The organism is Brevibacterium spongiae (genome assembly GCF_026168515.1).
In the GTDB taxonomy this organism is placed as follows: domain Bacteria; phylum Actinomycetota; class Actinomycetes; order Actinomycetales; family Brevibacteriaceae; genus Brevibacterium; species Brevibacterium spongiae.
On the sequence record NZ_CP093443.1, the window covers coordinates 893162 to 906596 of the forward strand.

Consider the following 13435-nt stretch of genomic DNA (forward strand, 5'->3'; position numbering starts at 1 on the left):
GATGCCCGAACATCGCTGTCCGAGAATGGAATTCCACCGGCTTTTGGAGGAACATTGACGGCAGGCCACAGTGAGAAGAGCGGACAGCGCGACACCACAGACGACTCTCGCGCGCAGAACCATTCCCAGACCCTGCCGATGATCACCGAAGAGCTCGCAGCAGCTCACCCGAATGCGGCCCACACACCGACCGAACACGTGACCACTCCGGTGATGCCGCCCAACCCGATCCGCCGGGACGCCGCGAACGCAGCGAACCAATCCTCTGGGCCGACCCATGACGAAAACCTCGCCGAGCAGACGCGGGCCATGACCGACGGATCCAGGGCTGGGATGACCACCGCGTCCACTGCCGCTGCGACACACGTCGAAGAGGGCACTGAGAAGGCCGAGGATGAGAAGAAGTCCGAGGGCAGGATCTCAGCCACCCAGCTCATCGCCGGTGCGGGCGCCGCAGCCACCTCGTCGGTGATCGGCGGTCAGCTCGGCGTGGCCGGCACTGTCGTCGGTGCCGGAGTCGCCAGCATCGTCACGGCGCTGGCCGTCACCCTGTACGGCCGCAGCCTCGACAAAGGCAAGGAGAAGATCCAAGAGGTCGGCTCCAAACTTGCCCCGGCCGTCAAGGCGAAGATCGCTAAGAACCCCACCGACAAAGCGACCGCTGTTGATCCCTCACTAGCCGAGGATTCGGCCTTCGCCCCACCGGAACCCGCCGGTGGCAACGCGGACGAGACAGCCGCCTCGGCGCAGGGAGACGATACGGTCGACAGCGAAGCAGAGAGCGGACGCGACGACAAACCCCGCACCTGGTGGCAGAATCTGCGCCGCAAGCGGGTCCTCTACCCGCTGACGATCGGCGTTGCCGCCTTCGGAATCGGGCTCGGCGGCGTCGTCATGGCCGAATCCTTTACCGATGCCGACATCTCCCCGGGCACCTCGCAGATCTCACGATCGGTCTCGGGGCAGTCGACGACGGGCGAGGAGACGAATACCGGGACCTCCGATTCCGGATCGTCCGGTGAGGACTCGAGCAGCGGCTCCGGCTCGAGCGCCGACGGACAGCAGAACTCATCCGACAGCGGCTCGGGCGGGCAGCCCGGGCAGTCCACCTCGACGGGAGAGACCGGCTCGCAGGGCACGGATTCCAGCCAGGGCGACCCGGGAGCGAACACCACGACAGACACCGGAACCGATACCGGCTCGACGACCTCCGACGGCACCGATGCAAGCACCGGATCGACAGCCTCGGACAGTGCGGGAGCCTCCGGGAGCGCAGGCGATACCGGCGGCGGCACGGACGGCTCATCGGCCACCGGCGGCAGCGGATCCTCCGCGGGCAGCGGCGGGTCGTCGGGCTCGGGAACCGGCGGGTCTGCCGGCGGTTCGAGCGGGGGTTCGGCCGCCTCGGCGCAGGGGTGAGCTGATCAACACCCTAAAATGGAATGAATAAAGTCTACCCTGGGTTGTACTGAATGGATAACCTCGCTAGGTTGAAAGTAATTCCGACGCTGTACAGCCGAAGCGCTGCACAGCCGAAGTCGGGAAATCGAGATCAGGCGAGGCATGTGCAGCCCTCCGATCCACAGCACCGGCGAGACAGACATCTCTTCGGTGCGGCAGAAACGGTGGACGGCGCGCGGTCGCCTGATGTCAAACGGTTGAAGGAGATGTGATGACGCAACATACAGATCATGAATACGCCGGACACGACGATAAGAAGGCCTCGACGACCGAATCGGGTGCGCCGAGGGAATCCGACGCCCACTCGCTGAGCGTAGGAGCCGACGGTCCGCTTCTGCTCCACGATGTGGCACTCGTCGAGAAACTGGCCCGCTTCGACCGTGAGCGCGTGCCCGAGCGCAGCCCGCACGCGAAGGGCTCCGGCGCCTTCGGCGAGCTCGAAATCACCGGGGACGTCTCCAAATACACGAAGGCGGACTTCCTGCAGCCGGGCAAGAAGACCCCGATGCTCGCCCGCTTCTCCACCGTCGCCGGTGAACTCGGTTCGCCCGACTCCTGGCGCGATGTGCGCGGATTCGCGCTGAAGTTCTACACCGAAGAGGGCAACTTCGACATGGTCGGCAACAACACGCCGGTCTTCTTCGTCCGCGACCCCATGAAGTTCCCTGACTTCATCCACTCGCAGAAGCGCACCCCCGATTCGGGTCTGCGCAGCAACAACATGCAGTGGGACTTCTGGTCACTCTCGCCCGAATCGGCGCACCAGGTCTCCTACCTCATGGGACCCCGCGGTCTGCCGAAGAGCTGGCGCCACATGAACGGCTACTCCTCGCACACCTACATGTGGGTCAATGCCGAGGGCGAGAAGTTCTGGGTCCAGTACCACTTCCACACCGATCAGGGTGTGGAGAACATGAGCAACGAGGAAGCCGGCAAGCTTGCCGGTGAAGACGGTGACGTCCACCGTCGCGACCTGTTCGAGGCCATCGAGCGCGGCGACTATCCGTCCTGGACCTTCAGCGTCCAGATCATGCCGTACGAAGAGGCCAAGGACTACCGGTTCAACCCCTTCGATCTGACGAAGACCTGGTCGAAGAAGGACTACCCGCTCATCGAGGTGGGCCGGTTCACGCTCAACAAGAACCCTTCGAACCACTTCGCACAGATCGAGCAGGCGGCCTTCAGCCCCTCGAACACCGTGCCGGGCACCGGGCTCTCGCCGGACAAGATGCTGCTGGGCCGCGTGTTCTCGTACCCGGATGCGCAGCGCAACCGCATCGGCACGAACTTCAACCAGCTGCCGGTCAACGCCCCTGTCACGAAGACGAACTCGTACGACAAGGAAGGCCAGATGCAGTACCACCACTCGGGTAATGCACCGGTCTACGCCCCGAACTCGTATGGACGTTCTTACCAGGACGAACAGGGTCCGGTCGACAACGGCTGGGAATCCGATGGCGAACTCGTGCGCAGCGCCTACAGCCTGCACTCCGAGGATGATGACTTCGGTCAGGCGCACACCCTGGTGCGCGAGGTCTACACCGAGGAAGAGCGTCAGGGTCTTATCGAGACCGTCGTCGGCGGACTCTCCGACGGAGTCGAAGAGCCGGTGCTGTCGAACGCGATCCAGTACTGGAAGAACATCGACGCAGAGGTCGGCGCGGCCATCGAGGCCAAGGTGAAGGGCTGAGGCTCTGAGACTTTGAGCGTCTGACCGTTCGAACACACGGCGGCCCGGGTACCGAACAGATACCCGGGCCGCCGTCGTCTCTTCTCTCTCCCTATTGCTACCCGACGGGCCCCCAGCAACCGTTCGCCACGTTGCTGGGGGCCCGTCGGGTAGTAGGAGGGGTTAGGCGAGGTGGGCGGCGCGTTGGGGGATGCGGCCGCCGGCGAGGACCATCTCGACCTGACGAGGCGAAAGGCCATGGCTGAATTCGAACGTCCGACCGGCCGCCTCGGCGGTGATCGTCGTCCCCTTGCCGAGCTCATCGCGCAGGCCGCGGAAGGCGAGCACATCGCCCTGGGACAGAGCCTCGTAGTCGGCCTCATCGGTGAATTCGAGAGCGAGAACACCGAAGTTCGCAAGGTTCTGCCAATGGATACGGGCCAGAGATTTCGCCACCACCACCCGCAGCCCCAGGTAGCGGGGAGCGATGACCGCATGCTCACGGGACGAGCCCTGCCCGTAGTTCTCTCCGCCGACGATGGCATGGCCGCCGTCATGCTCGATCGCACGAGTGGCGTAGGTGTCGTCGACCTGGATGTAGACGAACTCGGAGATCTTCGGAATGTTCGACCGGTACGGCAGCACACGGGACCCGGCGGGCATGATCTCGTCGGTGGACACGTTGTCGCCGACCTTGAGCAGAATCTCCAGATCGATGTCGTCGGGCAGCGGTTCGAAGTCGGGCAGGGTCGAGATGTTCGAGCCCTTGACGAGTTCGACCTTCCGCGCCTCTTCCGGCTCGAGCGGAGGCACGAGCATCTTCCGGTTCGCAGAGAACTTCTTCGGCAGCCGCACGCCGGGATAGTCCATGTCGAGGTCGCGCGGGTCGGTGATCTTCCCGGTCAGCGCGGCCGCGGCAGCGGTCTCCGGCGAACACAGCCACACCGAATCCTCATCGGTGCCGGACCGCCCGGGGAAGTTGCGCGGCATGGTGCGCAGACTGTTGCGGCCGACCGCCGGTGCCTGACCCATCCCGATGCAGCCCATGCAGCCCGACTGGTGGATCCGGGCCCCGGAGCCGACCAGGGAGGTCAGCCAGCCGCCGGCGATGAGATCGGCGAGAACCTCACGGGAGGTGGGGTTGATGTCGAGGGAGATCTGTTCATGGATCTGCCGCTCGGCCAGAGTCTGCGCGACCACGGCGAAGTCCCGCAGCCCCGGGTTCGCGGAGGAGCCGATGACGACCTGGAAGACGTCTGCGCCGGCGACTTCGCGCACCGGGGTGACGTTGCCCGGCGATGACGGTGCGGCGATGAGCGGTTCGAGCTGCGAGAGGTCGATGGTGTCGGTGAGGTCGTATTCGGCGCCCTCGTCGGCTTCGAGTCGGGTGAAATCGTCGGCGCGGTCACTGGCCTCGAGGTAGTCGCGGACGGCGTCGTCGGCAGGGAAGACGGTGGCGGTGGCACCGAGCTCGGCCCCCATGTTCGCGATCACGTGACGGTCCATGGCGGTGAGGTTCTTCAGCCCGTCGCCGTGGTATTCGATGATCTTGCCGACTCCGCCCTTGACGCCGTGGCGGCGCAGCATCTCGAGGATGACGTCCTTGGCCGAGACCCAGTCGGGCAGTGTTCCGGTGAGTTCGACGCCCATGATCTGCGGAGCGCTGATGTAGAGCGGCTCACCGGCCATGGCCATGGCGATCTCGAGACCGCCGACGCCGATGGCGAGCATTCCCAGCGCCCCGGCCGCGCATGTGTGGGAGTCCGAACCGATGAGGGTGGCCCCGGGTTTGCCGAACCGGGACTGGTGGACGGGGTGGGAGACGCCGTTGCCGGCAGGAGAGAACCACAGTCCGAACCGTCCCGCCGCAGAGCGGAGGAACTCGTGGTCCTCCGGGTTCTTCTCATCGGTCTGCAGCAGGTTGTGATCGACGTATTGCACGGACAGATCCGTGCGGATCCGATCGAGGCCGAGCGCCTCGAGCTCGAGCATGACCAGAGTGCCGGTTGCATCCTGGGTGAGCGTCTGGTCGATTCGGATCCCGAGTTCGTTTCCGGGAGCGAGCTCCCCGGACTCCAGATGCGATCGGATGAGTTTCTGCGCGACATTCTCGGCCATCATCAACCTCCTGTAGCAGCGATCGAATCCGTGGGGATGCACGCATTCGAATTCTCTCCTCACCGTATCCCTCGTGTAGTGGGGCCACAAGGGCGCATAATTGACCCATGCCGGAACTGCCAGAGGTCGACGCGCTCGCTGAGTTCCTGCGCCGGAAGATCGTCGGTGACTTCGTCGAACGCATCGACATCGCCGAACTCAGCCTGCTCAAAACCGTTGACCCGAGCCTCGACTCACTCGCCGGTCTCGAGATCACCGGGACCGCTCGCGTCGGCAAGTCCCTCATCATCGAATTCGCCGGCCTCGACCTCGTCTGCCGCTTCGCCCGAGCCGGCTGGCTGGTCTGGCACGACAGGGTTCCGACCGCCCCACTGAAGATGGGCAAGGGTCCTTTGGGGATGCGCATCCGATTGGCCTCAGGGGCGGGCATCGACCTCACCGAGGCGGGAACGAAGAAGAACGCCTCGGTGGCCCTCGTTTCCGATCGCGCCGAGGTGGCCGCCCTCGCCGCGTCCGGACCCGACGCTCTGAAGGTCGATGACGACCAGTTCGCCGTTGCGCTGTCGACCTCCCACGGGCGGATCAAGAATGTCCTCGAGGATCAGGAGATCATCGCGGGCATCGGCAACGCCTACTCCGATGAGATCCTCCATACCGCGAAGATCTCCCCGTTCGCTCCGGCCGACTCCGTCGACGCCGGTCGGCTGCTGGCAGCGATCCACACTGTCCTCGGCGCCGCCCGTGAGGCACTCATCGGCCTGCCGCCAAGCAAGGTCAAAGCCGCGAAGAAGCGCGGATTCTCCGTCCACGGCCGCACCGGTCAGCCTTGTCCGGTCTGCGGGTCGACGATCGCGGAGGTGTCGTTCGCCGAGAAATCGCTGCAGTACTGTCCGACGTGTCAGACTGGCGGGAAGAAGCTCTCGGACCGGCGCATGGACCGGCTGCTCAAATAGGCGCGGGCCGCGATCAGGGTCCCTGCAGCGGCAGGGAATGGAACTGCCGCTCGGCGATGCCATGAGCCCGCAGAACCACCTCGGCGATCTCGGTAAGGAAGTCGCCTCTCGCCGTCCGCTGGCCGGGTGGGGTATGGATTCTCTGCACGAGGACTTCGGTGATCCCGCCGACGAGGACGAGGCTGGTGAGACCGAAGCCAGGTCCCTCCTCGGTGATGGTCGGCCCTACCGTGGTCGGCACCTCCTCGGCGGTGGTCGGCGTCGTTTCGTCGATCACCCGATAGGCCTGATCGAACTCGACTACGGCGGCGGAGATCGCGGCCGCCAGCAGACGCATCGTCAGGTGGCGGCGGTTCTCCAGCGATTCGGAGATTCCCACCACCTCGACCTCGAGGACCCTGGCCTTGCGTTCGTCGTCGAGCATCGGGGCCAGCGCGGTGTCGACGACCCGGTATGTGGAGGCGAAGAGGGTGTCCGTGGAGGCGAGCTGCAGGGTGTCGAGGGCGGTGATGATCTCATTGTTGAGTTCGATGTAGAGCTCTTCGAGGAGGCTCTCCTGAGTCGGGAAGAGCTCATAGAACGACCGGCTGGAGACTCCCGATTCCTGGCACAGCGCCTGCACCGAGGTCTTGCGGAACCCGATCGTTCCGTAGAGGTTCAGAGCGGCCTCGAGCAGGCGTTCGCGGCGGGCCGAATCTCGCTCCGCCCGCAGGGTGCCGTGCCAGCGACGTGGGGGAGTGGGCTGGGCCGGAGGAGAATCCATATCCCCATTATAGTGAAAATTCATATTTTCACTGGCATACTCTGTGTCATGGCTTACATGATTCGACAAGGTCGTCGCGCCCCGGCCCACACTGCTCCCATCGCTCCGGACCCCTCACTGCCGAAGGTCTGCATCATCGGGGCAGGATCCTCGGGCATCGCCGCGGCGAAGACCCTCTACACCTCGGCCATCCCGTTCGACTGCTTCGAAAAGGGCAGCGAGATCGGGGGCACCTGGCTCTTCGACAACCCCAACGGGCAGAGCGCCTGCTACGAGACGCTGCAGATCAACACCTCGTGCCCGCGCATGGCCTTCTCGGACTTCCCGATGCCCGAGCACTACCCGCACTACGCCCGCCACGATCAGGTCTTCGACTACTTCCGCGACTATGTCGACCACTTCGGATTCGGGCACACCATCACCTTCAACACCGAGGTCACCGATGTTCGCCGAGGCGGCCGCGGCGGTTGGGATGTCGACATCACCTCCGCTGCCGGAACAGAGACCCGGCACTACGACGCGGTGATGGTCGCCAACGGCCATCACTGGGATGCCCGGTGGCCCGACCCCGCTTATCCGGGGGAGTTCGACGGCGAACAGATCCACGCCCACGACTATCGCAGCGGTGACCAGCTCGAAGGACGCGATGTGGTCGTCGTCGGTGCCGGCAATTCGGCCATGGACATCGCCGTCGAAGGCTCCCACCGGGCCCGCAGCGTCAACCTCTCGATCAGACGCGGCCAATGGGTGATGAAGAAGACGGTCATGGGCATGGCGACGGACCAGGTCGTCCTGCCCGGATGGGCACCCTGGTGGATGACCTCGGCCAGGCTGCGCCTCGGTGCGCTCGCCTCCGGAGGACTGAAGAGATACGGACTGCCGGTGCCTCCGCACACCCCCGGCCAGTCCCACCCTGTGCAGTCGGATGCCATCCGGGACCGGCTCAAGGCAGGTGCCGTGACGGTGCGTCCGGGGATCGACCGCCTTGAGCGCGACCGTGTCGTCTTCACCGACGGCACCTCGGCACCGGCCGACCTCATCGTCTGGGCCACCGGTTACCGGGTGTCGTTCCCGTTCCTGTCCTCGGACGTCGTCGACGTCGAGAACAACGACCTGCCGCTGTGGAAGCGGATGGTCCACCCCGACAGGCCGGGACTGTTCTTCATCGGACTGCTCCAACCGGTGGGGGCGGTCATGCCGCTGTCCGAGGTCCAGGCGAAGCTCGTGGCGAAGATCCTCACCGGAGCCTACGAGCTGCCGAGCCGACGGGACATGGTCAAGCAGATGGCCCGCGACGACCGCCGGAACAAGAAGCAGTTCTACGATTCGCCCCGACACACCATGGAAGTCGACTTCGACCACTACCTGTGGGAGATCGAACGGGAGATGAAGAAGAGGGCGGTCGCCGCATGAGCCGGACACGCACATCTCGCGGCACGGTCGTGGCCATCACCGGCGGGGCACGCGGTATCGGCAAGGCGATCGCCGCTCGCCTCACTGCCGCCGGAGCCCGAGTGGCCATCGGCGACCGCGACCTCGCGACCGTACGGGAAACCGGCGCCGAGCTCGGCGTGCATGCCTATCCGCTCGACGTCACCGACTTCGACTCGTTCACGGACTTCCTCGACGACGTCCGCCGCGATCTCGGCCCCATCGACGTGCTCGTCAACAATGCCGGCATCATGTGGGTCGGAGGCTTCGACGAAGAACCGGAGTCGGCAGCTCGCGCGCAGGTCGAGGTCAACCTCCTCGGCGTCATCAACGGCATCAAGGCGGCCGCGCCTGCCATGCGTGAGGCCGGGCGCGGGCACCTCATCACGGTCGCCTCGGCGGCCTCGATCCTGCCCACCCCGGGGGAGGCGACGTACGCGGCGACCAAGCACGGGGTGCTCGGCTACCTCAGGGCGGTGCGCGCGGAGATGCGCGGGGCCGGGGTCGACATCTCCGTGGTCATGCCCGTCGTCGTCGACACCGTCCTGGCCGCGGGAACCGGGACCGGGGCGGGCCCGCTGCTGCGTCCCGATGATGTTGCGGGTGCCGTCGTCGCGGCCGCGCATCGGCCCCGTTTCGAGATCACTGTCCCCGGCTTCATCGGCCCGGTCACCCGAGTGGCCGGCCTGTTGCCGCAGCCGGTCAGGGACCGTGTCTTCGCAGCCATGGTCCCCGACCAGGTGGCGCAGGTGCGGGAGGACGCTCGGGCCGGCTACGAAAAGGCGGCGTTCACGACCTCCCGCGCTTCGCGGACAGAGGGCCAGGCCGCCTCGGCGGAATAGTCCTCCCCACGATTCCGTTGTGCGGAAGTGTGGGCCGTATGTGGCCCGAGCACTCGACGAATGGAGGAAAATTTGACGTCACGGAAGCAGATCCCCGGTACCGACCTGTCCGTCTTCCCGATCAACCTCGGCACGAACACCTTCGGCTGGACGGCCGACGAAGCCGAATCCCACGCCGTCCTCGACGCCTTTGTCGCTGCGGGAGGAAATTTCCTCGACACCGCCGAGTCGTACCCGGCCTGGGTGCCCGGGAAGACCGGTCGCGAATCCGAGACCATCATCGGCACGTGGCTGGCCAGTCGTGACAACCGCGATGACGTCATCATCGCCACGAAGGTCGGCGATCACCCCGACCACAAAACCCAGGATCCCGCTTATATCCGCACCGCCATCGATGCCTCGCTCGAGCGGCTGCAGACCGATTACGTCGACCTCTACTATGCCCACCGTGACGATGAGGTGACCCCCATCGCCGAGGTGGCCCGCGTCTTCGATGAGATCGTGCGGTCCGGTAAGGCCACGCACATCGCCGTGTCGAACTATTCGCCGGCCCGCCTGGCCGCGTGGTTCGCCGCCTGCGAGGACGAAGGCCTGGTCAAGCCGGTCGCCATCCAGCCGCAGTACAGCCTCGTCTACCGCCACGAGTACGAGACCGATCTGCGCCCTGTAGCCGAGAAGCACGACCTGGCCGTGTTCTCCTACTTCAGCCTCGCCGCCGGATTCCTCACCGGCAAATACCGCAGCGAGGCCGACCTCGAGGGCGCCGATCGCGGCGCAATGGTCCAGGGATATATGGGCGCCGAGGGCCTCAAGGCCGTCGATGATCTCGTGGCGATCGCGAAGTCCCATGAAGTGGCGCCGACGACCGTGGCGCTGTCGTGGCTGCTGGCCAAGGGAGTGACGGCTCCGATCGCATCTGCCCGGACGCCCCAGCAGCTCGAAGCGCTCATGGCCGCACCCGAGCTCGAACTCAGCGCGGACGAGGTCGAGCGGCTCGATTCGGCCTCGGCACCGTTCGCCCAGGAAGACCCCTCCTAACCCATTACTACCTGACGGGCCCCCAGCAACCCGGCGCCACGGTGCTGGGAGGCCGTCGGGTTGTTTGGGAGGGTCTCAGGCGACGATTTCGTCCTTGGGTTCGGCCGCATGGGCCAGCGCCGAGCCGATGACCGTGCCGATGGCGATCGTGAAGAACGTCGCCCCTGCCGCAAGCAGGCTGCCGGTGACTCCGGCACCATTGCCGAATTCGATCTGCGAGGCGTTGAGGAGCCCGAACGATCCGGGTGCGACGACGAGGAAGGCGGGCACGAAGCTGATCCGCCAGATCGGACCCCGCGGCAGGCGGGAGAGGACGACGGCCACCAACGAGGCGGTCAGGGCACCGGCGAGGCCGCCGATGGCGGCACCGAACTGGGCACCGATGCCCAACTGTGCGAGCGCCGCCGCACCGATGGTCAGGACGATCGGCACCGTGTGTTCGAGCGGGGTGTGCAGGTAGAGGATGAGGCCGACGGTCGCGGCGGCCACTCCGAGGGCGGAGAGCCACCACGTCGAATCGGTCAGCTGGGAGTTCGCAAGCGCCTCGGCGCCTGTTCCGGTGATCACGGCGGCACCCGCGACTCCGGCGATGAACATCGCCAGCTGCACGGTGGCGGAGACGAGCCGTGAGCTGCCGGCCGATAGGGCGCCGGCCGAGATCTCCGTGAGACCCGTGACCACAGCGCTGCCGGGCAGCAGCAGGGCGAGGGTGGCGACGATCGTGCGCAGCGGACTCTCGAGCCAATCGAGTCGGTAGCCGATCAGCATGAGGACGGCGACGATGAACGCCGAGGCGACCGGCAGCAGCGGGCCGAGGCTGGGATGCCTGGCGTTGAGCGCCAGGACGCCGGCGACGATGAGGGAGCCGAAGGCGGCGAAGGCGAGGTTGACCGGTCCCGGTTCGAGCAGCAGGCAGAGTCCGATGCCGATGGGCAGCGCCCCGAGGTAGGTCACCCACGCGGGCCATCGCGGGGCACTGGCGACGACCTCGGTGTCGATCATGCGTCGGGCTGCTTCGACGCCGAGGCGTCGGGATCGCAGAGCGTCGACGATGTCGAGCAGCTTCGCGGTCTGGTCGAACCGGAGATCAGGGCCGATGCGTTCGAACCGGGTGGGACTGCCGGGGCCGACGGTGAGGAACAGCCCCTTGGGCAGGGCGGCGACATTGATGGATTTCAATCCGACGGCGGGCGCCAGGCCGGTCAGGGCATCTTCGACGTCGACCGAGGAGATCCCGCCGGCGAGCAGCCCGGCCCCGATGGTCACCAGCAGCTCCTGAGCGGGAACGGTCGTTTCGCTTGCCTCGTGCACTCCCAGTCCCTCTCGTCTGCAGATCGGCCGACGAAGTAGAAGATACCAGCCCCTTGCTACCCGACGGCGCCCCAGCAACCCGGCGCCACGGTGCTGGGGACCCGTCGGGTAGCAAATGAGGGAGTCAGTGGGAGGCGGGAGCGGTGATGCCCTCCACACTCGAGCCGACGAGCGCGGCTGCGGCGCGTTCGGCGATCATGATCGTCGGAGCGTTCGTATTCCCCGTCGGCACCAACGGCATGATCGACGCATCGGCCAGGCGCAGGCCGGTCAGGCCACGGACCTCGAAGGTGCTCGGGTCGACGACCGCCTCGGCGTCCGTACCCATCCGGCAGGTCCCGGCCTGGTGGTGATAGGTGACGACCGACCCGCGGACATAGTCCTCGAGATCCTCGTCGGCCACCTCGGGGCCGGGATAGATCTCCGTCGGCTGCCACGGTGACAGCGCTTCTGCCCGGCCGATCTCACGGCATTGCCTCACCGAGGCGACGAGCGCGTCGACATCGGCCTGCTCAGAGAGCACACGCGGATCGACGATGAGCGGATCCTGCGGATTCGGTCCGCTGAGCCGCACCTCGCCGCGAGACTCCGGGCGCACCAGGCCGCCCTGCAAGGTGAAGGCTCCGCCGGGACCCGGACCGGTCTGTGCGGCAGGGGCGGCATCCTGGGCGTACATCGGTACGGAGAAGAACAGGGGCTGAGTGTCGGGCACCGGCACCTCGGGCCGGGACTTCGCGAAGAAGTGAACCTCCGCCGGTGCGACCTCGCCCATCGGCACTTCCCGGTCGCCGGTTGAGAAGACGACAGGCGAGAGCCAGTGATCTTGGAGATTCTTACCGACTCCCGGCAGGTCGTGGACCGAGTCGATCCCGACCTCGGCGAGCTCCGCGGCGGGACCGATGCCCGAGCGCAGGAGCAGTTCGGGAGACGCCAGAGCACCGGCGGAGAGGACGACCTCAGCGGCGGACAAGGTGCCGACCCGACCGCGGAAATCGACCTCAAGACCGGTGACCGTCGTCCCGTCGAGGAGGAGCCGACGTGCGTGAGCCGAGGTGAGGATTGTGAGATTGCCATCGCCGAGGCGGGGCTTGAGGTAGGCGCGCCATGTGTTCAGTCGTTTGCCGTCGCGGACGTTGAGCTGGATCCGTCCGACGCCTTCGACGCTGCCGGAATTGTAGTCCTCGTTGACGGGCACACCGGTCTGTTCGGCGGCTGTGAACATGTCCTCCTGCAGGGGATTGCGTTCGTAGCCGACACGCACATCCATCGGCCCGCCGGTGCCCCGACCTGCAGTGATCTCCCCGTCATAGTTCTCGATCGCTTCGAAAACGGGGAGGACATCGTCCCATGACCATCCCGGGCATCCGGCCTCGACCCACTGCTCGTAGTCCCACGCGTCGCCGCGGACCCAGATGACGGCATTGAGCGCATTCGAGCCGCCGAGCACCTTGCCGCGCGGCAGATGAATGCGACGGTCCATCGCCGCTGGCTGCGGGGGAGTGTAGTAGTCCCAGTCCTGGGCCGAGTGCCAGATCAGGCCGAGGTTGTTGAGATGGTCGATGTTCGGATTGGTCTCGTCCTCACCGGCCTCAACGAGGCAGACCTTCTTGCCGGCGTCGAGGAGGCGGCGGGTGAGCACGCACCCGGCCGAGCCCGCGCCGACGACGATGTAGTCGAATCGCTCGGTCGGGAACTTCGTGGGAAACGTATCCGGGTGGTCTGCGGTGTTCGAGGCCACGGTGCCTGCTTCATGCTCAGTAGTCATGGCCACAGGCTAGTGACGCCGGTCACTATGGCGGAATGGGGGCGGTTGAGGTGTGCACGATTCGGCAAGCCGTCGCTGACGGTT

The 13435-nt window shown here is 66.1% G+C and carries 10 protein-coding genes; 6 read left to right on the top strand and 4 right to left on the bottom strand.

Annotated elements, in window-relative coordinates:
* The first annotated feature begins 54 nt into the window (after positions 1 to 54).
* Positions 55 to 1419 (top strand): hypothetical protein, encoded by a 1365-nt coding sequence (locus tag L1F31_RS03930; protein WP_265419383.1) that lies wholly within the window; start codon positions 55 to 57, stop codon positions 1417 to 1419.
* Between the two features lie 253 nt (positions 1420 to 1672).
* Positions 1673 to 3151 (top strand): catalase, encoded by a 1479-nt coding sequence (locus tag L1F31_RS03935; RefSeq protein WP_265419384.1) that lies wholly within the window; start codon positions 1673 to 1675, stop codon positions 3149 to 3151.
* 162 nt (positions 3152 to 3313) lie between these two features.
* On the opposite strand, the gene L1F31_RS03940 is transcribed toward L1F31_RS03935, so the two are convergent.
* Complete coding sequence (locus L1F31_RS03940) at positions 3314 to 5248, bottom strand: aconitate hydratase (RefSeq protein ID WP_265420384.1); 1935 nt, start codon at positions 5246 to 5248, stop codon at positions 3314 to 3316.
* A gap of 107 nt (positions 5249 to 5355) precedes the next feature.
* On the opposite strand from L1F31_RS03940, the gene L1F31_RS03945 reads away from it, so the two are divergent.
* Positions 5356 to 6201: a DNA-formamidopyrimidine glycosylase family protein gene (locus L1F31_RS03945; RefSeq protein ID WP_265419385.1), complete on the top strand. Its 846-nt coding sequence runs from the start codon at positions 5356 to 5358 to the stop codon at positions 6199 to 6201.
* 13 nt (positions 6202 to 6214) lie between these two features.
* Here the strand turns inward: L1F31_RS03945 and L1F31_RS03950 are convergent, their stop codons facing one another.
* On the bottom strand, positions 6215 to 6964 hold the full coding sequence (locus tag L1F31_RS03950; protein ID WP_265419386.1) for a TetR/AcrR family transcriptional regulator: 750 nt from the start codon (positions 6962 to 6964) through the stop codon (positions 6215 to 6217).
* A 48-nt stretch (positions 6965 to 7012) separates the two neighbouring features.
* On the opposite strand from L1F31_RS03950, the gene L1F31_RS03955 reads away from it, so the two are divergent.
* The 3 genes from L1F31_RS03955 to L1F31_RS03965 all read left to right on the top strand — a co-directional run bounded on the left by L1F31_RS03955 (position 7013) and on the right by L1F31_RS03965 (position 10275).
* Positions 7013 to 8377 (top strand): flavin-containing monooxygenase, encoded by a 1365-nt coding sequence (locus L1F31_RS03955; protein WP_265419387.1) that lies wholly within the window; start codon positions 7013 to 7015, stop codon positions 8375 to 8377.
* Positions 8374 to 9237 carry an SDR family oxidoreductase gene (locus tag L1F31_RS03960; RefSeq protein ID WP_265419388.1) on the top strand — a complete coding sequence of 288 codons (864 nt, stop codon included), beginning with the start codon at positions 8374 to 8376 and terminating at the stop codon, positions 9235 to 9237. Before L1F31_RS03955 ends, L1F31_RS03960 begins: the two co-directional genes overlap by 4 nt.
* A gap of 72 nt (positions 9238 to 9309) precedes the next feature.
* Positions 9310 to 10275 (top strand): aldo/keto reductase, encoded by a 966-nt coding sequence (locus L1F31_RS03965; RefSeq protein ID WP_265419389.1) that lies wholly within the window; start codon positions 9310 to 9312, stop codon positions 10273 to 10275.
* Positions 10276 to 10350: 75 nt separating this feature from the next.
* On the opposite strand, the gene L1F31_RS03970 is transcribed toward L1F31_RS03965, so the two are convergent.
* Together L1F31_RS03970 and L1F31_RS03975 are read right to left on the bottom strand one after the other, a co-directional pair.
* Entirely contained in the window at positions 10351 to 11586 is a 1236-nt protein-coding gene (locus tag L1F31_RS03970) for a threonine/serine exporter family protein (protein ID WP_265419390.1), read from the bottom strand.
* Positions 11587 to 11710: 124 nt separating this feature from the next.
* Positions 11711 to 13351: a GMC family oxidoreductase gene (locus L1F31_RS03975; protein ID WP_265419391.1), complete on the bottom strand. Its 1641-nt coding sequence runs from the start codon at positions 13349 to 13351 to the stop codon at positions 11711 to 11713.
* Positions 13352 to 13435 lie beyond the last annotated feature (84 nt).

Excerpts from the sequence above, each read along its gene's own strand:
- L1F31_RS03935 (WP_265419384.1), top strand. The coding sequence starts at position 1,673 with ATGACGCAACATACAGATCATGAATACGCCGGACACGACGATAAGAAG.
- L1F31_RS03940 (WP_265420384.1), bottom strand. The coding sequence starts at position 5,248 with ATGGCCGAGAATGTCGCGCAGAAACTCATCCGATCGCATCTGGAGTCC.
- L1F31_RS03945 (WP_265419385.1), top strand. The coding sequence starts at position 5,356 with ATGCCGGAACTGCCAGAGGTCGACGCGCTCGCTGAGTTCCTGCGCCGG.
- L1F31_RS03950 (WP_265419386.1), bottom strand. The coding sequence starts at position 6,964 with ATGGATTCTCCTCCGGCCCAGCCCACTCCCCCACGTCGCTGGCACGGC.
- L1F31_RS03955 (WP_265419387.1), top strand. The coding sequence starts at position 7,013 with ATGGCTTACATGATTCGACAAGGTCGTCGCGCCCCGGCCCACACTGCT.
- L1F31_RS03960 (WP_265419388.1), top strand. The coding sequence starts at position 8,374 with ATGAGCCGGACACGCACATCTCGCGGCACGGTCGTGGCCATCACCGGC.
- L1F31_RS03975 (WP_265419391.1), bottom strand. The coding sequence starts at position 13,351 with ATGACTACTGAGCATGAAGCAGGCACCGTGGCCTCGAACACCGCAGAC.